Below are 23,087 nucleotides of genomic sequence, written 5' to 3'. Positions count from 1 at the left end.
TTCACAAATAACAAAGTTTAATTACAAAATAGATTGGTTAATCACTGACAAAATGTTGATATAGGGTTGTCGAACTGGGTTTGCACAAAATTGGAAATAAAATCAATCTTTAAATTTGGTTTTAATCTGAGTTTTAAAATTATCAAATTTGGTTAAAAGAAATGGTTCTTTAAGTATCGGGTTTTTCAAAATTTCTCATCTATATTTTGTAAACGCACACATTTAATTTTGTATCGAAAATTTGAAAATCTACCATTCAATCACTTTGAAAAGTTCGATAAAGGGTCATTCGGCTAATCAAAACAAACTAGCATAAAGAGACGAATGTAATTGTATTAAAAAGGTAAATTTTATTTGCCTGAATAATTGAGGTTTTAAAATAATTTCTACTATTCCGATTTACTAAAATTAATTAATGCAAAATTGTATTAATGTTTGGGTAAAATAAGGGTGGCTGTTGAGCCACCCTTTTTGTTTAAGATAAAAATAATTAGTATCGCCTCTTTAGTATTTTTACGATTGAAACTGAAAGCAAATGGACAGATGATTTTGCCCGCCACAGAAAACCACTTCGGCTTAGGCGGTGATATCCATAAATATTTTAGACTTCAAACTGACATTTTTCTCTTTCTGGGACATTTTTGTTCAAAAAGACATGAAAATTAGCTAGTTAAAAGTTTATTTTCCTTTATTTTTGTATTTGATGATGATTTAAAGGTGAGGGAAGATGGGACGCAATTCAATTCAAAAATTTATCGACGGATTTGATGTAGATTCAAAAGCTTATTTTGTAATAGCGCTTGTTGCTACCTTGGTAGTGGCGGGAATGTTAATGATTAATTCCAAACTGGAGCAGAGGAACAATATTGTTTGTTTGCAGACGGAAAGCAGCGAAATAAAGGTTCAACAGTAATTATTTTTTTAGCCTTCCATCCAGGTCATCTTCACCTTCGGGATGGAGAGGAAATTTTACTGGTTTGTTGTCGCGTGTTGAGCGGTAAATTGCAGTAAAAAGTTCAACGGTTCTTCGGCCGTCTTCTCCCGTTACCAGGGGTTCGCGTTTATTTTCAATAGCTTGGATAAAATCTTCAATTTGCCGCTCCATATAATATATCGTTGGGTCCACGCTGTTAAAAAAGGCAGAGTCTTCGCTTTTCCATTTCTCCATCAATTTTTCTTCGCCCGGCACCGACCAGATATCGTTTACCGGCGGCTCCTGAATTCCCGACATTCCAGCAATAAACATAGCTCCGCCATCGGTTTGAACACCTGCTGAAGCTCCATTTTCGCCATGTACATGTACCTTTCCATAAATTCCTGGTTTTTGCGAATTGCTTACAATGATGTTTCCAATACCGCCGTTTTTAAATTTGATAATCGCAACCGCAGTATCTTCTACTTCTATATAGGGATGATTTAGGTTGCGCCACAATCCGTAAACTTCATCAATTTCGCCCATATACCAGAGCAAAATATCCAGCTGATGAGGTGCCTGGTTAACCAAAACACCGCCTCCTTCCATTTTCCAGGTGCCACGCCATTCGTCGGCTTCGTAATACGCTTCATCCCGCCAGCCCAACATATTTATGGTTCCAAAAACCGGTTTTCCCAGTTTGCCGGCATCAATCGCATCTTTTACCCGTTTCACGGGTTCGTACCAACGCCGCTGGCTTATTACTCCAAGTTTAACGCCGGCATTTTTACAGGTCTTTATCATTTCATCCGAATCTTCCAGAGTGGAAGCGAGCGGTTTTTCCACAAGAATATGGGAACCAGCTTTTGCCGCAAGTTTTGCCGGTTCAAGGTGAAAAGGATGCGGAGTACAAATAATGGTCAGATCTATTTTTTCGTTTTTAATCAATGGCTCAATTTCAGAATAGAACGGAACCTTATATTCCGACGCAAATTTTTCAGCTGTATTTTTTGAACGACTCCAAACACCTGCAAGTTTTGCATTTTTTAAGTTTTGAACCGCTTTGGCATGTAAGTGGGCTACTTTTCCGCATCCGAGAATGGCGATACGATATGTTTTCATGTTTGATTTATTTTGAAGAATTTAAGGGACTAAAATTACCTTATTTAGTCCGGGTTCTTTGTTATAAAGCCGTTTAAACCAAAATGCTCCTTCGGAAAGAGGAGCCTTGGCTGAAATCATTTTGTCCACATTAATCTTACCTGAAGCAAGCAAATCAAGCACCAGTTCATACTCGCCATTTATGGCACAGCTTCCCAAAAGCGAAAGTTCTGTTGTAACAACTTTTTGTAAGGGAATGGTAACTTCGGGTTTCAGGTTTCCAACCAGAACTGCTGTTCCGCCTTTGCGCAAATTGTTAATACAAAGGTTTACAGTTTCCGAAATTCCTACCACTTCAAAACCAAAGTCTGCACCACGGGTTTTGGTTAATTCCTTTATTTTTTCTGAAATACCGGGTTTAGAAGTATTGAAAGTATGAGTTGCACCAAATTCTTTCGCCAGCTCCAGTTTATTTTCATCCAGGTCCAGCGCGATTATGGGATTTGCTCCTGCAATTTTTAACATATTAAGCACAAACATTCCTACCATTCCGGCTCCAATAACAAGGGCACTGGCCCCGGGTTGAATTTTTGAAATATTTACAGCATGGGCTGCAACTGCAACCGGTTCAACCATCGCGGCCTGTTCAAATGAAACATTGTCGGGGATTTTATACAGAATATGCGCCGGCACCGATACATATTCTGCAAAAGCGCCATGCTTCCGGTATTCTCCGGGCGAAACACCCAAAACTTTCCGGTTGTCACTCAGGTTGTAACGTCCTTTCCGCGTGTACCAATCTTCGAGCTGGTATATGGTTGAATCAAAAGTAACCCGGTCGCCAACTTGCCAGTCCGAAACATCTTTTCCTGTTTTTGCAATAGTACCGGAGGCTTCGTGTCCCATCACTAATGGTGGTTTTCTGCGGCCCGTGCTTCCATCCATTCCGTGAACATCGCTACCGCAAATACCACAGGCTTTAACTTGTACCAATACTTCATTGGATTCAATCTCAGGTTCTTCAAAATCCCTGTAATTGAGTTGCATATATTCTTCTAAAACAAGCGCTTTCATATTAAAAATTTTCTTTGGTAAAAGTATAACTTTCTCCTTCGTTTGTGTTTTTTGAGATTATTTTTCCTTTATAACGCAGATTTAGTTTGTTTCCGAGCAAAGACTTTATTTCTGCAGAAACAAGAGAGCCATCTTTCCAGGAGATTGTAAATTCAAAACCACCTTTTCCTTTTATTCCCGTTATTTTGCCGGAGGAAAGTGCAGATGGAAGTGCAGGGAGGAGGTCTTGGTAGAAATCACCATTTTCATCGCGCAGGTGCGACTGCAAAAGCATTTCAGTAGTTCCTGAAGTAGCGCCAAAATTCCCGTCGATCTGAAACGGTGGATGTGCATCAAACAAGTTGTTGTATAGACCACCCCGGTCTTCATAATTGGTTTCTTTACTTTTTGAGGGAACCATCAGGTTTTTTAATAGAAGGAAGGAGTGATCTCCATCGAGCAATCGCGCCCAAAAGTTTATTTTCCATGCCCGTGACCAGCCCGTTCCACCGTCGCCACGTTGCGAGAGTGTTACTTTGCATGCATCGGCAAAATCGGGAGTTGTTAAGGGGTGAATTTCACTTCCGGGATGCAAACCCCACAAATGGGAAACATGCCGGTGTTCATTTTCCGGATTATCAACATCCTTCAGCCACTCCTGTAACTGCCCGTACTGCCCAATCTGATTCGGCGCAATTTTAGCCCGTTTTTCCTTTAACATTTTGGCAAAATCATTATCGACTCCAAGAATATTTGCAGCCTCTATCGTGTTGGCAAACAATTCTCTGATAATCTGATGATCCATGGTTGGTCCCATTACCAAACCACCTTGTTCGGGGCTGTTGCTTGGTCCGCTAATCAGCCATTCCGGATGTTGAGGATCCGGCACCAGGTATTCGGCAAAAAAGCGGGACGCTTCTTTTAATACAGGGTAAGCGGTTTTCCCCAGAAAAGCTTTATCACCGTTAAATTGATAATGCCACCACAAATGCTGACTTAACCATGCACCTCCGGTTGGCCAGATCCCATGGTTTGAGTTATTAATCGGGGCAGCTCCCCGCCAGATATCAGTATTATGATGAGTTACCCAGCCATCCATATCATAATGTTCTTTTGCCACATTTTTACCGGTCTGCGCTATTTCGGTAACCATTTTAATTAAAGGATTGGTGCATTCTGAAAGATTCGTCATTTCAGCCGGCCAGTAATTCATTTCGGTGTTAATATTAATCGTGTATTTACTATCCCACGGCGGTGCTATTTTATCGTTCCAGATGCCTTGCAGGTTTGCGGGCTGTGTTCCCGGTCGTGAAGATGAAATCAGCAAATATCTTCCATACTGGTACAACAACGAAACCAAAGAAGGGTCTTCATCTGCTTTGAAAGTAGCCAGCCGTTCGTCGGTAGGGCGTTTTGAAATTTCAGAACTTCCCAGATCCAGTTCCACACGGTTAAATAATTTTTGATAATCTTCAATGTGAGAAGACTTTAGCATTTCATATGATTTTCCGTTAATATTTGAAAGATATGAATCGCATTTTTCCGAAGGATTTGCGCTGATGTCGCTGTAATTTACAAAACTTGTTGCCGCTACTAAATAAAGAGTGGCTTTTCTGGCATTGGCCACTTTTAATGTTTTTCCGTCTTTAACAATTCCACCCCCTTCGTTTGTAACCTTCAGCCGGGCTTCAAAAATAAGTTTACTTTCCGGATAAGGTTTCCCGTCGCGTCCTAATTTGTTAGGATAATTATTTGCCTTTCCCTTAAGGATAATTTGGTCGTTTTCTATCGAAACCGAATAATTTTCGTGGGGGCAATTTAGTCCTGCAGCAAAATTTAACGCTCCGTTTTTTGATGCTTCCAGATGAATTATGATTGCTTGATCGGGATTGGAAGCAAAAGTTTCGCGTTTAAAGCTAACTCCATCCAATTCATAAAAGACCGTTGAAAGAGCATTGCGAAGGTCAATCTGACGTTTATAGTTTTCAGGATTTTCGTGCCCGGGAAAATTCAAGAATATTTTCCCAAAGGGCTGGTAACAAAACTGTCCGAATGGTTCTGACATAAAATGTTCGTTTGCCAGTTGCTCAGCTTCGGCCTGTTTCCCATCCCACAATAACTGTCTGATTTTTCCAAGGTAGTTGTATGCACCTTCGTGAGAATAGTTGTGGGGCTGCCCGCTCCAAAGTGTCTCCTCATTAAACTGGATGGTGTCAGATGTTGTTCCACCATAAATCATTGCTCCCAAACGCCCGTTACCGACAGGCAACGCATCGGTCCATTCACTGGCTGCTTCATTATACCATAGCCCCATTGACGGGTTTAATTCCTCTGCTGGTTCGAAATAAGTTGAACACGAAACAAATAAATAAGCTGTCAGAAAAATTACAGATTTTTTCATTCTGGAAATGTTAGTTTAGATTTCTCCAAACTTACAAAGAATTAACAAAAAACCCCCGGCCTCGCCGAGGGATAATATATTTTTTAATTCACTACACTTAATGAATTAAACCTATGAACACATTAAATTAATGCAATTCTTTCTGAAAAGCGCTTCAACAAACAAGATGAAACCTTATTTTACAAGTTGGCACCCGGATTGGTACTTTTGGATCAATTCGCAGGCCTTGAGAATAGTCCCGTTATAGCTGAAGAGATTTCTTGTAATGAGAAGGTGTAACACCCGTTTCTTCCTTAAAAATCCGGTTAAATGAAGTTTTGGAGTTAAAACCGCATTCTAAAGCTATCCCGAGAAGAGTATAATGTTTATATAAAGGATCGGCAAGTTTTTCTTTAACTTCTTTCACCCGGAATTCGTTAATGAATTTAAAAAAATTCTTTTTTTGACTGGCATTAATTACGTGTGATATTTTATATCTGGGAACATTAAGGTCTTCAACCATCATCTGCAGGCTGTAATCGGGATTTGTATATGGTTTTTTAGTTTTCAGATACTGAATAATTTCCTTGTTAAGATCTTTCTCCTGTCTTTCGTTTAATGCTGCCTGAGTATTTTTTGTTTTTACAGAATCAGATAAACTAATTTTTTGCTTCTTATAAATGGCGGTTTGTTTTATGCCAAAAAATACAAGCATAAAAGTAAAGATGGTCAAATTGATATGAATGCTTGAAAGTTCAGTGAATTTGGTATTCATTAATTTTTCAATGTACGATATAAACAACTCAATCACAATCAGAAATAAAAAAACAACAATAAGTAGAATGAGCCAATTTAATGTGTTTTTTGCTGTGTAATTGGAAAAAAAATAGGGAATACTTTTTCTGTGTTTTAGAATGAGCTGGATACTCAAAATCCAATAAGTCACCACTGAAATGATCAGAAGTGCATAGTAAATGTTGTTGTAAATATAATTTGGATTTTCTGACAAATCAGGAGAACTGTTCATTGAAACCTGGTTTCCCAGGGATCGCTGTATACCGATAATAAAAATTGGTAAAGTATGTAACAGGTGTTTCCAGTTCAACTTAAAGTTTTCATTTACCAACGAGTTTACATATAAATAAAGCAAAGGGCCATGCGAAAATAGTATGGGAAATACTCCAAACTTAAGATATTCGACCGTATCAAAAGGAAGCAGTTTTGTTCCCAGCGAAATTGCTATAATAAAAAGCCAAAATGTGATAATAGTAAAACTAAGGTGCTTTGGTCTTTTTGACACAAAAATCAGTATGCCAAAAATAGCCTGAATAAACCCGATTAAAGATATAGTTTTTACCATTCACTAAATATAAGCAAAATCACTGTCATCTGATTTGAGTGAACAAGATGGGAGTAAAATAAAATTAGACTTGAAAATACTTCGGAGAAAGTGTTTTGTTAAAATGATGAAAATTTGCTAATGAAACAGATTCTTTCGAAATTTGAGAAAAAGATTAATTGGGATTTTATTCCTATCAAAATTACAGGCTATGAAATTTGGGAAAGTTGAGAATCCGGGAAGCGTTGATTTTGTCTTACCTCCAGATCATCCCGATTCAAAAAAAGTTCTGGCGCGATCGAAAGGAAACAAGCCAAAAGTATGTGTGAATGTTGGTTGTGCGAAATGGAACCGAACTGATTTAAAGGGCTTTTATCCCCGGGGAACAAAAGATGAACTGGCTTATTATGCCACACAATTTAATAGTATAGAATTAAATGCCACGTTTTATAATATCCCTTCAATAAACCAGGTTGAAACGTGGCGCAACAAAACGCCTGACGATTTCAGGTTCTTTCCGAAAATTACAAATTCGATAAGTCATTATAAACGTTTGATTAATGTTGGCGAACTGGTTGAAGATTACTGTTTTAAAATCAGTAATTTTAATCCAAAGCTGGGAATGGTTTTCCTTCAGCTTCATGATAATTTTTCATATAAAGACTTTGATAGATTAAGAGGTTTTTTAACCAAATTTCCACCGGGAATTCCACTGGCGGTTGAACTCAGAAACAAAGAATGGTTTAGTGATGAGAAGATTTCTTCCGAATTATATTCCCTTTTGGAAGAGAATGAGACTGCAAATATTATTGTAGATACTGCGGGAAGAAGAGATATGCTACATATGCGATTGACAACACCTACTGCATTTGTGCGATACGTCGGAGCCAATCACCCGACAGATTACAGTCGTTTAGATGATTGGGTTGAACGAGTGGGTGTTTGGATTGAAAACGGACTAGAAAATCTCTATTTCTTTGTTCATCAGAATTTAGAAAAAGAGTCGCCGCTACTGTCGGCTTACTTTATCAGTAAGCTGAATGAAAAGTACAGTTTGAATGTACGCGGCCCCCGTCAGGGTAGTTTGCTTTGAAAAAGATATTCAAAATAAAAGTTTGGTTTGTTTATTTTGGGAAATCAAGTGAAGCTTTATAAATAAAATCCCCCGGCCTCACCGGGGGATAAGATTTTTTTGACTTTCATCATAAAAATCTACTATTTATGCATTTCAAAGATAGAATATCTTACAAATATGGACGCCCCAATGGGCCAATTGAAACGTAAAATACTTTAATAAGACGCGGTACTCGTTGTTGAATCAGTAACTAATTCTATCGTCGAAACAAAAAAGTGTGCCTTTCCTTCTCTCAATCCAGGTTGATTAAAACTCTCTTCTTACTACATGACAAAAAACTCTCTACAACAAATACAAAAAGCTTCTTGTTTGATTTTTTGCTAATAGACAGAGTTTTATATTCAATAAACGATATCATTATCCATTGGTCAATTATTTCGTGTGAGCAATATCTTTAGTACGTCAACCCAAATCCGAACGGGAAAAGAGTATCTTCATCGGGATAACCAGGCGCATCTGAATCCTGATTTATGATAGCCTCTTTGCTTTTTGCCAATGCAAATGGCAATTTTCCGGTGGGTTTGAAATCACCCATGATAATATCCATAAGCGCTTCACTTTTCACGCCAAATGTAGCCAGAATAGCCCCTGCATTCAGGAAGCCACAATCTGCATCCAAAACATATGGATTTCGAAAATTTACTGACAGAATTGTCTTTTCCGCGCCTACTTTATCCATAACAGTTTTTATATCAGCCAGGGAAGGAGATATGTGCCACGATTTTGAACCAACCATATCGGAGAATGCCAGCAGATCTAATTCCTCTGGAATAGCTCCGCCAAACCTACCTCCTGTATTAAGCACATTGATCCTGATTACAGCATAATCAACATCATCACCTATATCCGGAAGCTGACCATTTTCAGCATCATAATCTCCTGATATTGCTTTAATACCCGACCACGATCGATTATTAAATATCTCGTTATCAACCCCCATTGTAAACAGAACAAGAGAATCATTCCGTTCAGGCATTGCAAGAGGAAGATTCATTTTATTTTGCAACAGTACGATTGATTTTCTTTGCGCAATATCTGCTTTTCGTTGAAAAGATGCATTACCAACAATATAAGCTGCCCTGTCTGAATCTACATACGGATTTTCAAATAAACCGAGTTCAAATTGTTCTCTCAGTTGCCTTTTTACCGATAGTTCCACTCTGCTTTCAGAAATCTTTCCAGATTCTACAAGGTCTAAAATCATTTTGTTATTACTGAATCCGGAAAGAACATCTGTTCCTGCCTCCACGGCAATTATTATTTGTTCTTCTTCGGTTTTATCTTCCAATCCCCATGCTCTGTCTCCAATAATACCCGTATCCGAATTTACATATCCTTTAAAACCAAGTTCATTTCTCAATAAACCGGTTACAATTCCCCTAGAAAACGCCATACCAACATCGTTGGGTAAGTATTGCTGGCCAATGGGGATTCCGTAATATGGCATAATGGACGAAACACCCGCATCAATTGCAGCCTTAAACGGCGCTACATGGTAATCAAACATTCCCGCCGGATAAACCTGGTTCTTTCCATAGTCGAAATGAGGATCGCCTCCACCTTCCTGCGGTCCTCCTCCCGGGAAGTGTTTCAATGTTAACGCAACACTTTTTGAATTCAAAGATTCACCCTGCAGGTTTTTGATAAGGGTCGATACAATTTCAGTAGCCCATTCACTGTCTTCGGTAAACGTTTCATGGATACGGTACCATCTCGGTTCAGTAGCGAGGTCAGCCATATAGCCGTACATCGAACGAAGACCGATAGAAGTCCATTCCTGCCTCATTACATTAGCGAATTCGGCAATTAGCCCAATATCTTGTGTTGCGGCCAAACCTGCTTCTTTAGGCCAGGCAGAAAAGGCACCTGAACCAACATTGATTCCTGCTCTTGCATCATAAGTGACATGGTTTCTCGCATTTGATTTAAACACGACAGGTATACCAAGTCGCGTATTCTCAGCAATTTCCTGAACTGAATTTGTAAATTGGGCTGCTTCGTAAGGAGAGACCTGACCTCCACCAAAACCGCCGCCTCTGCCTCCAGTGCGTTCAGGATTTTCAATAACCGTATTTCTGAAAATAAACCGGGTCATCTTTTCATCCTCAACATACCGAACGCCTGATTCCGATACTTTACCATAGCTTTCTGCGTTAAGCGTATTGATTAACAAAAACCCAACTTTTTCTTCCAGGGTCATTTGATTAAGCAGATCCTGGATCCGATTTTCAACCGATTGACGCCAGTCTTCGTAGATATCCAGTTTGCCGTTTTTATTGAGGTCCTTGAATTCAAGTTTATCTTCGTGTAAAAGATTCACAGTCCTGACCTCGATGTTGGGTTGAAAACTGTAGGTTCCCTGTGCTATTAAAATGGAACTTTTTAATAAGATAAATAATATTGTTAGTGTGCTTATACTTTTCATTATAAGTAACTTAATTCGTTTTTGTAATTTGTTTCAATTAATAACTCAACCCAAATCCAAATGAATAATCATCACCTGCCTTGTTGCTATACACGTAATCAAAATCTTCCGCATAACCGGGAACATCGGATGCATTTTTTTCAACAGCTTCCAGATTAGCCGGAATAGTGAAAGGCAATTTACCTGAAGGATTATATCGACCATAAACTGCGTCAATCAGAGCTTCTGCTTTCACACCAAAGGTGCCTAAAACAGCTGCTGCATCGGGTTCAATTTGGTTGATAATCCATGGGTTGTCAAAGTTTACAACTAAAATCGTTGGTACTTTGGATTCAATATCGCGGATTTTTGCAACATCAATTCCTGTGTCTTTATTCAGGTCAATTGAAACACCCTCTTCCGGTGAGATTTCATAAGTGCTTGGCATTGCCCAAACAATAGCCACATCTGCTTCCGAAGGACTATCTACTGTTTGATGGGATTGTCCCATTAATTCTTTGAATGAACTCGTTGATTCTTCGCTGTTTCTGCCGGTGAATACTTCCACGTATACCTTTTTATCATTATCGAGCGGTAAGACATCGGAGTTACTTAACAAAACAATCGATCTTCTGTGGGCTTCGTCTGCAGATGCCTGTGATTCCCTGTTTTCTGCTACTTGCTGTGCTTCATCCGGGTTAACATACGGATTTTCAAATAAACCCAGTTTAAATATTTCAGTAAGAAGTAATGTTACTTTCGGATTAAGATCTTCTTCTGAAAGTACCCCACTTTTTACAGCACTTAATAAAGGTGCAGGATCATTCACATCGGAGAAAAGAGCAACTCCCGCCTGAACAGCCTTTGCATATCGTTCTTCCATCGATAAATCTTCAACTCCAAACGCTTGGCGTGTCAGTATTCCACTGTCAGTATTTATATAACCTTTAAATCCCATTTTATCCGGAAGTTCAGTAATGATTGCCTTGTTATAGGCGGCGGCCACATCCTCAAAAGGTTCGCCGTTGAGTTGTGGTACCGACATTTCATTACTCGGACGATTATAATAACTCATAATTGAACTTACACCTGCATCAATTGCGGCCTGAAATGGCGGAAGATGATATTTTTCCAAACTGCCTTCAGTCGGATAAATGGCCCATTGTCCCTGTTCAGTGTGAGGATCCATCCCGAGATAAACCGGCCCGTCGCCCGGAAAGTGTTTAATCGTGTGAACAACAGACTCACTATTTATTTCATCTCCCTGAAAACCAATTACCAATTCACGTGTATATTCTGCGCTCAACTCCGGGCTTTCGCCAAAGGTTCCGCTTATACGGCGCCATCGGGGTTCAGTTGCTGTTTCAACCTGGTATCCGTAAATTTTTCGAATACCAGCTGCCCGCCATTCTTTTCGTGCGATTTCTGCAAACTGGCGAATCAGCGAAGCATCATTAGCTGCGGCTAAGCCAAGTTGCCCGGGCCATGTTGAAAATTGTCCGCTTGCTTCAGTAATTCCAAATTCTATACGCCCGCTATGGTTACGTGGATTCGATGTAAAAACAATGGGTATCCCAAGGCGTGTTTGTTCTGCTATTTCCTGGTATTTATTATTTCTGGATGCAATATCATGTGCCGGAAGATTGTCACGAATAATGAGATAACGAATTTTACGATTATTGATGTAGTCTATTGTCGCCGGGAACGGATCTTCGGCGATTATCTCCTCAGGTTCATTTTCTTCATCATCAGGTTGGGTTACCTGTCCCGGAGAAGCACCGCCATTGGGCACCCCTGCACCTGCGGCCTGTCCCGGGAAGCGGCCACCGTTAGGAATTGCGGCCCTTCCAAAGCCACCTCGCCGACGTTCTGATGTTATGTGCATCAAACCTGCTTTTTCTTCGAGCGTCATCATCGACACCAGGTTCTCTGCCCGTTCTTCAGCGCTTAGTCGCCAGTCTTCATAGGGATCAAGCTCCCCATTTTTATTGAGATCTTTAAACTGTAAACCGTCGGATTCAATTCGTTCAACATCTTTCATCCCTAATTCTGGTTGTAAAAAATTCTCTTTTTTATTGCACGACGGTAATAAAAACAAAAGACTCAGCAGAAGAATCGGTACACCGTTCATTTTTTTTATAAAAAGCTCATTAAAATTGATTTTGCTATAAACTTTGAGATGTGTTTTCATTGTATATAGGTTTTAATAGCTGAATAAAAATAATATTTGAATAAGCATTAAACTTTGTAATAGCTTTCCCATCCCATACGCGGAGGTCTGTCTGTTAGAAGTGAATTTGCAAACTTATCGTTGATTATTTCTTTGTTGCGATCATCAAATATAAGTTTCTCGTTACGTCGCATTGCGATTACACCAAGAGAAAATATCTGTGATAATGGTGCAAATATTTCAAACGGAGATCGGGTTTTTTCCTCGCCCAGGCAGGCTTTCAGAAAGTTTTCATAGTGGTTGGAAGGACTTTCAGGATATTCCGGCAATTGAGAAGACATTTCCTTTGCTTTTTCTTCAGGAATAATAAAAAGAGGAGCAGAATGAGTGCCTCCCTTAAATGTTAATTCTTTACTGTATATAATTTTACCTGCAGTATTTCTCCGCCTGCGCTGTGGCCTTTGATTTCCGGCTGGTCGGTTTTCCTGTGCGCTTGTTCCACCCGGAGGGGGAATGGAATTGTCAACAGTTGCCTCCACAGATTCATAACCCTCGGGAAACGGAGGTGTGTTTTCAACACCATCGTACCAGGTGATATCACATGGAGGCATGTCTCCGGGACTTTTAAATCTAAATTTTAAAGTTGTTTCCAACGGGAAAAAGAAATCATTACGATTACGAACATGTACAGGTTCAATTTCATAAGGCAGTCCAAGTTCGAGAAACTGATGAATGGTATCGAGTATATGTGCTCCCCAGTCTCCAAGAGCGCCCATCCCAAAATCATACCAGCCACGCCAGTTTCCCGGATGATATTTTTCATTAAAGTCGTGATAACCAGCTGTTGTAAGCCATGTGTCCCAATGTTTCGGAGTCATTCCTTTGGGCAATGGCTGTGCTTCGGGAAATTTTGAAATCTTTGGATCATAGGGATGCCATCTTCTGGTACCGTTCATAAAAGCCGTTACAGCTGTCACATCTTTAATAATTCCTGCATCTTTCCAGGCTTTGAATTGGAAATAATTTTCACCTGAATGTCCCTGGTTCCCAACTTGTGTTGCCAGCTTGGGATTGTTCAGGGCCGCCTTGGCCAATAATTCCGCTTCAAGGAAAGTGTGGGCCATTGGTTTTTCAACATAAACACTTATTCCTAATTGCATTGCCGCCATACAAACCGGGAAGTGAGCAAAATCGGGAATAGCAACCTGGACAGCATCAATGTCTCCGGCCATCTCATCAAACATTACACGGAAATCTCTGTATTGTTTTGCTTTTGGAACTTGTTGAATTGTTCTTTGTGAACCCTCGGAATCGAGATCAACATCACATACAGCAACAATATTTGCAAGTCCTGTATTGATAAACTGTCTTGCATCATTTGCCCCCTGATTCGCAATTCCAATTAAAGCCAGGTTCACTTTTCCGACTGCGCTTTCAGCTTTGCCATGCAAAATTTCCGGACGAATAATATTTCCGGTTGCATTACCGCCAAGTATCATACCGGAGCCAACAAGTCCGACAGTTTTTAATAAGTTTCTTCGTGTTAGTTTATTTTCCATTTTATCAGGTTTTATCAATTGCTATTGATTGTCTGAAAATGATTATGGTTTATCTTTTATTCCAGTATATTTCGCATGTATTCAATACATTTAGTTACTTCTTTTACTGGGTCAGAACCTTCCGGAGTTTGGTATTCAAGCTCAACAAAAACATCGATTGGCCATTTTTCTTTTTTTAGCAGTTCCAGTACATCTGCTATAGGTGTGCTACCTTCTCCAAAAGGTACGCTTGTATTTGGTTTTTCAGGATGGTTGGGGCCGGTTTTATCTTTCATGTGAATCATTGGAATTTGATCGCGGTATTTGATAATAACATCATTTGGATGTTTCCCGGTACTTCCGTAATAGTGCCCCACATCCAGGTTAAGACGGTTAGCCGGTGAATAGCTTAATAATGTATCAATGTCAAATTCGGGGTCACCAAATTGCCCGTGAGTGTGGTAAATAGCCAGGCTATTGTTTCTTTCTGCAAACTTACCCATACGTTTACAAGCTTCAACACTGGCTTCGTCGGTTATACCGTAAGCCCCCAGTACGTTGGATGCTTTATAGGCATAGTCGAGTTCTTCGTCCGACCATCCGGACGGTGCAAATTTGGCAATATGAATATCCACTCCTGCGTTGTTGTACATCTTGCGGATATCTGCATATTTTTGCATGGGTAAACTTAAACGCCACTCTTTTTGTTTTTCCTGAGCTGCTTTGGTTGCTTCTGCAATTTCGGCTTTTTCTTTTGCAGTTAAATCTGAACCTCTCCGACGTCTGGGAGGGCCTGCCGGTATGCCTAAACCTTCCTCCAAAACTCCTCGCATTTCAACCGCATTAATACCAGCTTCCAATATATATCCTAAAGTTTCTTCTAAACTATGGGGAACACGCATATAGCTAAATGTTGTAACACCCAACTGGACACCGTTTACTTTTGAATTAGGTTTTTTTCTTTGTGGTGTAAAAGAATAATTGAATGGGATGATCGAAATTCCTGTAGCTGCTGCCGCAGTTGTACCAAGAAATTTTCGTCTCGAAAGGTTTGATTTTTTCATCTTTGTAGGTTTGATCATAAATAATCAAATTTAGTTAGCTTAATGATTTAAACGTCCCAACTAATTTATTGGCACCAATTTCATCGGAGCATTGTTAAACTTCCCCTCCTGTTTAAAATCTATAAACCATAAGCAAATAACGAAAACAATTAAATTTTAATAAAGAAACAAAATGAAAACAAAGAGAATTTTAGCAACACTGCTGGCAGCGGCAATTGCAACAATGGCTTCTGCAACAGATCTTTCAAAAATGATTGTAACACCATTGAATGCGAACCAACTAATTGTTTCGGTTGTAAATGACCATGTGTCTGATTTCGAGATTAGCGTTTACGCTAAAAATGGAGATTTGGTTTATTTTAAACAATCGGATAAACCGATTTCTTCATATCAGAAGATTTTTGATGTTCAGAACCTCGAAAATGGTAAATATAAAATGACTTTGAAAATGAACAGCGCTTCTGTAGAAAAGGATTTTATAATAGCCACCAATAAAATTATTTTTGGTGAATCGGAGATGAATGTAGACCCGTATTTCATTTTTGATGGCAAAAATTTGAAGTTATCTTACTTAAACTTCAAAAAAGAAAAATTCAAATTAGAAATCTATGATGAAAATGGACGGATATTTAAGGCTAAGATTGGTAACGAATTTCCTATTCATTCAGGATACAATCTTTCAAAATTGGAATCGGGAAATTATAAAGCCGTTTTATACTCTTTCAACAAAAAGTATGTTCATCAATTTGCAAAGTAGGAGAGACTAAATTGCATAGGGAGACCCGGTTGTTATCTCACCGGGTCTTTTTTTTTCAACAAAATTATTATCTGTGTTGAACTTATGTTCCCTTTATATAGTTTGTCGGGGTCATTCCGGTTTCCTCTTTAAAAATTCGGTTAAAGGTAGTTTTAGAATTGAATCCACATTCAAAAGCAATTCCCAATACCGTTAAATTTTTATATTCCTTGTTTCCAAGCTTTTCTTTCACCTCTCTAATCCTGTATTCATTCATAAGCTTATAAAAATTTTTATTCTGACTACGGTTAATAACCTGCGATAACTTATGTCTTGAGATATTTAGATCATCGACCATCATTTGCAGATTGAATTCCGGGTTGAGGTATGGCTTTTTACTATTCAGATAATTTATTACCGTATCGTTTAAGTCTTCTACTTGTTGGTCATTTAAATAAGAACCAACATATTTATTTTCATGATTGTCTGAATGAGAAATTTGCCCATCCTCAGTTGACCGCGCTTTATCTTTTTTATAAATTACCGATTGATTTATTCCAAAATAAATCATTATAAAGGTAAAAAGAGTAAAATTAAAAGAGAGAGGAGAAAATCTGTTTATCGTAATTGCTAAAACATTTCGTGCAAAAAATAACAAATGGTTGCTAATAAAAAAGAGTAAAAATAAAGAAAGCACCAGAATCAGCCAGCTTAAGGTGTTTTTACTTGAATAATTTGAGAAATACAACGGGATTTTCTTTCGATGCTTTAAAATGACATCCAAACTTAAAAACCAATAAACAAACACAGAAATTAACAATAGCGAAAGATAAATTTTATTATAAAGATAATTCGGGTTCTGTGTTAAATCGGGTGAACTGACAATGGATACTGCACTCGTTGCAGAACGATGAATACAGACTAATAAGTATGGAACTAAATGCAGAAGGTGGATCTTTTTTAACTTAAAATTTTCAATGGCAAGAGAACTTACATAAAAATAAAGCAGTGGTCCGGTTAATATTAGAACGGGGAAAACTCCGGGTTTAAAATATTTTACTACCTGAAAGGGAAGTAATCCTGCTCCGAGAAAAATAGCGTTAACAGCCATCCAAATGGTTAAAAATAAAAAGCTGAGGTGTCTAGGCCGTTTTGTAGAAAAGATTAAAATCCCAAAAAGTGATTGAATAAATCCAACTATAAATACTGTTTTCTGCACAACAAAGTCTCTTTAGCTGACTTTTGACTCGAACCGGCAAACTAAGTTTAATTAAAATGAATTATTAATTTGGTTTTGGTGCCAGCCGAACAACTTTCCCGGGATTATTTAAAACAACATAAATTGCTCCGTCAGGTCCTGTAGAAACATCCCGTACTCTGCCTGCCCCTTTTAATATAACCTGTTCGTGAACAACACGTTCGTCTTCAATTTGGAGAAGACGTACTTCTTCATATTTTAGTGCACCAACAAGCAGCCTGTTTTTCCACTTTTCAAACGCATCTCCCCGGTAGAAATCCAATCCGCAAACCGCAATTGAAGGTTTCCAATACAAAATGGGTTGTTCCATTCCCTCTTTGTGTGTTTCTTCAGTAATTACAGTTCCGTTATAGTTTAAGCCGTAGGTTATTACCGGCCATCCATAATTTTTTCCTGATTTGATGAGGTTGAGTTCGTCTCCACCCATTGGGCCATGCTCGGTTGCCCAAAGTTCTCCGGTAGCCGGATGTATTGCCATTCCCTGGATATTTCGGTTCCCAAAGGAGTAAAGCGATTTTATTGAGTTTTTCTCATTATAAAAAGGATTATCTTTTGGGACAGAACCATCTTTGTGTATCCGGTGAACTTTTCCGTTTGGCCGTGTAATATCCTGTGCATGCTCGGCGGTACCACGTTCGCCAATAGCAAAATATAAATATCCCAAAGGATCGAAAACAATACGGCAGCCATAATGGTGGCGTGTTGTACGGTAAGTTTCATGCGGTGCTTCAAAAATTACTTCGGCATCAGTCCAGGTGTTATCTACAATTTTTCCACGTTCGAGGCGTGTCATAGCCGGTGGACGTTGCCCACCGGATTCAGGCAAAACGTGACTGTAGGCAAGATAGACCCAACTGTTTTTGTCATATTCAGGATCAATTGCAACATCCAGTAATCCACCTTGTCCTTCATGTAAAACTTCAGGCGTATTTTTTACAGGCTCCGGTTGAAGTACGCCATTTTTAACAATTCGAAGTTTTCCAGGCCTTTCAGTAATTAGGGCGGTATTATTGTCAAGAAAATCTATCGCCCACGGAATCTCCAGACCATCGGCAAAGGTTTCCACATGAATATCATAATCCATGGTTTCCAATTCTTCCGGCGTTGGTGGTTTTTGTGCTCCGGCATTATTTTCCGATTCGCGGATGTAACTTACAATAGAACGAATTTCATTGTCCGAAAGTGTTTTTTCATAAGAGGGCATTCCAAGGTGCGGAATCCCGAACTTGATATTTCGTGTCACATAACTGTTTTCAGCACCAAATTGCCAAATACCATCCACCAGACTGGTGGCATTTCCTCCATTTAGATCGGCTCCATGACATTGTGCACAGTTTTTTTGATACAGCCCGGCGCCATCCTGCGCAAAAGCAGGCAGAACCATGAATAAAAACAAGGCAATACTAAGAGAATACTTTACGAACAAAAACAATGATTTCATTACGAATGATTTAGATTTTATATTAATATACAACAATTTGAATAAATTATGTTTCATAAAGAGGATTGATTTTTAATGTCCGGATTAATTTTTTAAAAATTGGAGAAATTTTTTTTTGTTTAGAAAATGTTTGTATTTTTGTGAGCGATTACTCACTTTTGATATGACTGAAAAGCAGGAGAAAATATTACAGGCTGCATTGCAGCTTTTTGCACAGGAGGGATTTCATGCCACATCTACAAGTAAGGTGGCAAAAAAGGCAGGGGTTTCAGAAGGTTTAATTTTCAGGCATTTTGGAAATAAAGAGGGATTGCTGCAAGCTATTTTAGAGGAAGGTGAAAACAGGTTGAAGTCACTTTTTGTTGAAATTGTAATGGAACCTGATCCAAAAGAAGTAATCCGAAAAACCATTGAAATGACTAATAAAATTGATGTTTCCGATTATGATTTCTGGAAGCTGCAATTCAAATTGAAATGGGAACTCGAAATAAGTGGCGACAAGAAAATGGAACCGTTGAACATGGCTTTAACAAATGCATTTCGTAAATTGAATTACGAGTCGCCTGAATTGGAAGCACAACTTTTGATTCTTTTTATTGATGGATTGGGATCAGCAGTGCTAAAAGGCTCAAAACTGAATCCTGATCAGATGATTCAATTATTACTCAAGAAGTATAAGATCTAAAATTTTTTTGACAAAAATATAAGTAAGTACTCACATAAAAAATTAAAATCATGAAACAAATAGACAAAACAAAACCGGTAATGGTTACAGGAGCAACAGGATATGTTGCCAGTTGGTTAGTAAAGAAATTGTTGGAAGAAGGACTTACCGTTCATGCGGCTGTCAGAAATCCGGGAAAGAAAGAAAAAATAGCTCATCTTGATGCGATTGCAAAAAATTCCAAAGGAAGAATCAAATATTTTAAATCTGATTTACTGGAAAAAGGTTCCTATGCTGAGGCAATGGAAGGATGCGAATTGGTGTTTCACACTGCATCTCCTTTTACAACTGTTGTTAAAAATCCGCAGAAGGATTTGATTGAGCCGGCCGTTTTGGGAACCGAGAATGTGTTGGAAACGGCAAATCAAACTCCCTCAGTAAAGCGAATTGTTTTAACCAGCAGTTGTGCAGCTATTTATACTGATGCGGTAGATTGCCGGATGGCTGCTGGAGGAATTCTCACTGAAGAAATATGGAATACAACCGCTTCGTTGGAATACCAGCCTTATTCTTATTCCAAAACACTGGCCGAGAAAAAAGCCTGGGAATTGGCTGAAAAACAATCGCAGTGGGATTTGATTACGATTAATCCGAGCCTGGTTATGGGGCCTCCGTTAAACCCGGGAGCCACAACTTCTGAAAGTTTTAATATCATGAAACAACTTGGTGATGGAACAATGAAAATGGGAGCGCCCAAAATGGGCGTTGGCCTGGTTGATGTCCGCGACGTGGCAGATGCTCATTTTTTTGCCGGTTTTATTCCGGAAGCCAAAGGACGCTACATTACGTCAGCGCATAATACCAATTTTTTAGAAATGGCTTTGGTCTTGCAGCCAAAATTTGGAAAAAATTATCCGATACCAAAGAAAGCGCTACCCAAATGGTTGCTCCTGCTTGTTGGGCCGATGGCCAATAAAATATTTACAAAAAAATATGTAAGAAATAATGTAAATGTGGAATGGAAAGCTGATAATGCAAAGATAAAAAAGGATTTGGGGATCGATTTCCGTCCTTTACAAGTTACAATGGAGGAAACATTTCAGGTATTGGTTGACGAAGAAATTGCAAAAGCAAAATAAACCGGTATTCCTTGTTGATAGTGAAATAATTACATTATTTTTTATGAAACGATTTTTTCCACTGATTTTTTTATTGTTGTTTCTGGCGATTATTGCCGGGGCAAATATTTATCTTTCCCGCCGCTTTAATTTTTATTTCGCCATTGAGAACACAAGGCTTTTATATTTGGCGTTTCCTGCGACAACTGCCTTTATGGTTTTTGGGATGATGCCACTCTCAAATTCCACAAAACGATGGGGGAATATTATCTACATGCTGGCAGCAATTGTAATGGGTGTTTTACTCTACCTGATTTTGTCGGTTTTGCTGGTTGAGGCAGTAAATATTTTTGCACATTTTTCACCCAAAAACAGGGGTATTCTTGCATTGGCAATAACATCCCTTGTTTCAGTTTATGGCGTGTTTAACGCCTGGAACGTTCAGGTGACTCAACAGGAAATCGGAATTACAGGATTGAGCAAAGAAATCAGAATTATGCATCTTTCTGATATTCATATTGGTCATTTTCGCGGCAAAATTTTTTTAGAAAAAATTGTTAGAAAAGTGAATCGGCAAAATGTTGACGCCGTGTTTATTACAGGAGATTTGTTTGATGGCGTTATAAATCTCTCAAAAGAAAGTCTGGCTCCGTTGACCGATATTCACAAGCCCATCTTTTTTGTTGAAGGTAATCATGATAAGTACTCAGGTGTTCAAATGGTTAAGAACTATTTGACGGAAATAAATATACACGTTCTGGAAAACGAGATTTATCATTGGAATGGGCTACAGATTATTGGACTAAATCATATGGCAGCCGACAGTGAAACATTTAATATACATACAACGGGACAGAAAAACACGATAAAAAGTACACTCGAAAGTCTCTCTCCCGATAAAAGTAAGCCTACTCTGTTGTTGCATCACAGTCCCGATGGAATTCAATATGCAAGTAATCACGGCGTAGATTTGTATTTGGCGGGACATACTCATGCAGGCCAGCTTTTCCCGATAAAATATATTGCCGGTCTTATTTTTCAATACAACAAAGGACTGCACAGTTTTAATGAAACAAAACTTTTTGTTTCTCAGGGTGCCGGAACATTTGGCCCGCCAATGCGTGTGGGGACAAAAAGTGAAATAACACGAATTCATTTAAAACCTATAAAATGAAAAAAGTAATTGTTACAGGAGCAACCGGAATGGTCGGGAAAGGTGTTCTGCTGGAATGTCTGGATCATCCGGAAATATCGGAAGTTTTAGCTGTTGGAAGAAATCATCTCGAAATAGATCACCCAAAGCTGAAGCAATTGATTCATAAAGATTTTACCAATTTTTCTGATGTAAAAAATCAGCTGACTGGTTACGATGCCTGTTTTTATTGCCTTGGAATAAGTTCCGTTGGTTTGAAGGAAGAACAATACAAAAAAATATCGTACGAATTTACACTGGCTCTGGCAAAAATACTTCTGGAAAATAATCTGCAAATGACTTTTAATTATGTATCCGGACAAGGAACGGATTCTTCAGAAAGCGGTAGAGTAATGTGGGCACGAATAAAAGGAAAAACCGAAAACGATCTCTTGAAACTCGGATTTAAACAGGCATTTATGTTCAGGCCCGGAATAATAATTCCATTGCGTGGTATTAAATCGCGAACAAAAAGCTACCGGTTTATGTATGACTATTTTATGTGGCTGGTAAAAATTGTCAAAGCTTTGTCTCCAAATTCGGTTGTTAGTACTACTCAAATAGGGCAGGCAATGATAAATTCAATGCTACGGGGCTTCCGTCAGAATGTGCTTAAGGCAAAAGATATAATTGAATTGTCAAAATAAAAGAAACATGGAAAACGGAAAATGGACAAGCAAAAATATTCCTGACCTGACGGGGAAAGTAATTGTTGTAACCGGAGGAAACAGCGGACTTGGTTTTGAATCGGTGAAAGTTTTTGCACAAAAAGGAGCCGAAGTAATTCTCGCCAGCCGATCGATGGAAAATGGAGAGAAAGCAAAAAGCGAGATTGGTGAGACCAAAGGAAAAATTGTGGTGATGCAACTTGATTTATCAAGTTTTGAATCTATTAAAAAATTTGCTGATGATTTTAAGGGAAAGTATACAAAAATAGATGTGCTTCTGAATAATGCAGGAATAATGATGACTCCCTATTTTACAACTAAAGACGGCCTGGAGGCGCAAAACGGGATCAATCATCTCGGGCATTTTGCATTAACCGGGCAACTTTTTGATCTGATAAGAAACACACAAAATTCAAGAATAGTAAACGTGAGCAGTTTGGCGCACAAACAAGGTAAAATGAATTTTGATAACCTTCTTTTTGAAAATGGCAAAGACTACAGTCCGACAAAGTCTTACGGGCGCTCGAAACTTTCTAATTTATTATTTACCTACGAGTTACAGCGAAGAATGGAAACCGCCGGAGTAGACACGCTGGCTATTTCTGCTCATCCCGGAGTCTCCGATACCAACCTGGCCCGCTATCTTGAAAAGAAATTTTTGTTTAAGATTTTGAAAGTACTTTTGAATGCGTTTTTTCAGAGTGCGGAAATGGGGGCCTTGCCGCAAATTCGCGCTTGCGTAGACGTAGGTGTAAAAGGCGGAGAATTTTACGGGCCTGGCGGATTCAGGGAAATGAAAGGATATCCTGTAAAAGTGGAGTCAAATGAAGCTTCGCATAATCTTGCAGATGCCAAAAAATTATGGGAACTTTCAGAAAAAATTACAGGAGTTACATTTTTATCAGATTTCTAA

The 23,087-nt window shown here is 38.8% G+C and carries 18 protein-coding genes; 8 read left to right on the top strand and 10 right to left on the bottom strand.

Annotated elements, in window-relative coordinates:
- Positions 1 to 727: 727 nt before the first annotated feature.
- Entirely contained in the window at positions 728 to 913 is a 186-nt protein-coding gene (locus tag GM418_RS10510) for a hypothetical protein (protein WP_158865824.1), read from the top strand.
- Here the strand turns inward: GM418_RS10510 and GM418_RS10505 are convergent, their stop codons facing one another.
- The 4 genes from GM418_RS10505 to GM418_RS10490 all read right to left on the bottom strand — a co-directional run bounded on the left by GM418_RS10505 (position 914) and on the right by GM418_RS10490 (position 6,807).
- On the bottom strand, positions 914 to 2,035 hold the full coding sequence (locus GM418_RS10505) for a Gfo/Idh/MocA family protein (RefSeq protein ID WP_158865822.1): 1,122 nt from the start codon (positions 2,033 to 2,035) through the stop codon (positions 914 to 916).
- Positions 2,036 to 2,056: 21 nt separating this feature from the next.
- Entirely contained in the window at positions 2,057 to 3,088 is a 1,032-nt protein-coding gene (locus GM418_RS10500; RefSeq protein WP_158865820.1) for a galactitol-1-phosphate 5-dehydrogenase, read from the bottom strand.
- Between the two features lies 1 nt (position 3,089).
- Entirely contained in the window at positions 3,090 to 5,468 is a 2,379-nt protein-coding gene (locus GM418_RS10495) for a glycoside hydrolase family 95 protein (protein ID WP_158865818.1), read from the bottom strand.
- A 241-nt stretch (positions 5,469 to 5,709) separates the two neighbouring features.
- Positions 5,710 to 6,807 (bottom strand): helix-turn-helix domain-containing protein, encoded by a 1,098-nt coding sequence (locus tag GM418_RS10490; RefSeq protein WP_158865816.1) that lies wholly within the window; start codon positions 6,805 to 6,807, stop codon positions 5,710 to 5,712.
- Between the two features lie 190 nt (positions 6,808 to 6,997).
- Here GM418_RS10490 and GM418_RS10485 point away from each other — a divergent pair, with 190 nt between their 5' ends.
- Positions 6,998 to 7,879: a DUF72 domain-containing protein gene (locus tag GM418_RS10485; RefSeq protein ID WP_158865814.1), complete on the top strand. Its 882-nt coding sequence runs from the start codon at positions 6,998 to 7,000 to the stop codon at positions 7,877 to 7,879.
- 436 nt (positions 7,880 to 8,315) lie between these two features.
- Here GM418_RS10485 and GM418_RS10480 read toward each other — a convergent pair whose 3' ends face one another.
- From GM418_RS10480 to GM418_RS10465, 4 genes are read right to left on the bottom strand one after another with little or no spacing between them, the layout of a single operon-like run.
- Positions 8,316 to 10,346, bottom strand: a complete 2,031-nt coding sequence (locus tag GM418_RS10480) for a glycoside hydrolase family 3 protein (RefSeq protein ID WP_158865812.1) — start codon at positions 10,344 to 10,346, stop codon at positions 8,316 to 8,318.
- Between the two features lie 37 nt (positions 10,347 to 10,383).
- Positions 10,384 to 12,516, bottom strand: a complete 2,133-nt coding sequence (locus GM418_RS10475; protein WP_217447760.1) for a glycoside hydrolase family 3 protein — start codon at positions 12,514 to 12,516, stop codon at positions 10,384 to 10,386.
- 47 nt (positions 12,517 to 12,563) lie between these two features.
- A complete protein-coding gene (locus GM418_RS10470) occupies positions 12,564 to 14,054 on the bottom strand; it encodes a Gfo/Idh/MocA family protein (protein ID WP_158865810.1) in 1,491 nt (496 codons plus the stop codon).
- 56 nt (positions 14,055 to 14,110) lie between these two features.
- Positions 14,111 to 15,097 carry a sugar phosphate isomerase/epimerase family protein gene (locus GM418_RS10465; RefSeq protein ID WP_158865808.1) on the bottom strand — a complete coding sequence of 329 codons (987 nt, stop codon included), beginning with the start codon at positions 15,095 to 15,097 and terminating at the stop codon, positions 14,111 to 14,113.
- 172 nt (positions 15,098 to 15,269) lie between these two features.
- On the opposite strand from GM418_RS10465, the gene GM418_RS10460 reads away from it, so the two are divergent.
- Positions 15,270 to 15,854 (top strand): hypothetical protein, encoded by a 585-nt coding sequence (locus GM418_RS10460; protein ID WP_158865806.1) that lies wholly within the window; start codon positions 15,270 to 15,272, stop codon positions 15,852 to 15,854.
- An 82-nt stretch (positions 15,855 to 15,936) separates the two neighbouring features.
- On the opposite strand, the gene GM418_RS10455 is transcribed toward GM418_RS10460, so the two are convergent.
- Both GM418_RS10455 and GM418_RS10450 read right to left on the bottom strand, forming a co-directional pair.
- On the bottom strand, positions 15,937 to 17,052 hold the full coding sequence (locus GM418_RS10455) for a helix-turn-helix domain-containing protein (protein ID WP_217447759.1): 1,116 nt from the start codon (positions 17,050 to 17,052) through the stop codon (positions 15,937 to 15,939).
- A 64-nt stretch (positions 17,053 to 17,116) separates the two neighbouring features.
- Positions 17,117 to 18,532 carry a PQQ-dependent sugar dehydrogenase gene (locus GM418_RS10450; RefSeq protein ID WP_217447758.1) on the bottom strand — a complete coding sequence of 472 codons (1,416 nt, stop codon included), beginning with the start codon at positions 18,530 to 18,532 and terminating at the stop codon, positions 17,117 to 17,119.
- A 163-nt stretch (positions 18,533 to 18,695) separates the two neighbouring features.
- On the opposite strand from GM418_RS10450, the gene GM418_RS10445 reads away from it, so the two are divergent.
- Genes GM418_RS10445 through GM418_RS10425 form a run of 5 tightly spaced genes read left to right on the top strand, consistent with a single transcriptional unit; the run spans position 18,696 to position 23,087 of the window.
- Positions 18,696 to 19,217, top strand: a complete 522-nt coding sequence (locus GM418_RS10445; protein ID WP_158865804.1) for a TetR/AcrR family transcriptional regulator — start codon at positions 18,696 to 18,698, stop codon at positions 19,215 to 19,217.
- 50 nt (positions 19,218 to 19,267) lie between these two features.
- Entirely contained in the window at positions 19,268 to 20,335 is a 1,068-nt protein-coding gene (locus tag GM418_RS10440; protein ID WP_158865802.1) for an NAD-dependent epimerase/dehydratase family protein, read from the top strand.
- 43 nt (positions 20,336 to 20,378) lie between these two features.
- On the top strand, positions 20,379 to 21,488 hold the full coding sequence (locus GM418_RS10435) for a metallophosphoesterase (RefSeq protein ID WP_158865800.1): 1,110 nt from the start codon (positions 20,379 to 20,381) through the stop codon (positions 21,486 to 21,488).
- A complete protein-coding gene (locus GM418_RS10430) occupies positions 21,485 to 22,153 on the top strand; it encodes an NAD-dependent epimerase/dehydratase family protein (protein ID WP_158865798.1) in 669 nt (222 codons plus the stop codon). The genes GM418_RS10435 and GM418_RS10430 overlap by 4 nt, the downstream gene beginning before the upstream one ends.
- Positions 22,154 to 22,160: 7 nt before the next feature.
- Positions 22,161 to 23,087, top strand: coding sequence for an oxidoreductase (locus GM418_RS10425; protein WP_158865796.1), 927 nt, complete (start codon positions 22,161 to 22,163; stop codon positions 23,085 to 23,087).

Origin of the sequence: Maribellus comscasis (assembly GCF_009762775.1) — a bacterium.
Taxonomy (GTDB): domain Bacteria; phylum Bacteroidota; class Bacteroidia; order Bacteroidales; family Prolixibacteraceae; genus Draconibacterium; species Draconibacterium comscasis.
The sequence above is the reverse complement of the archived record's forward strand: the minus strand, read 5'-3'. Positions and strand labels throughout refer to the sequence as shown.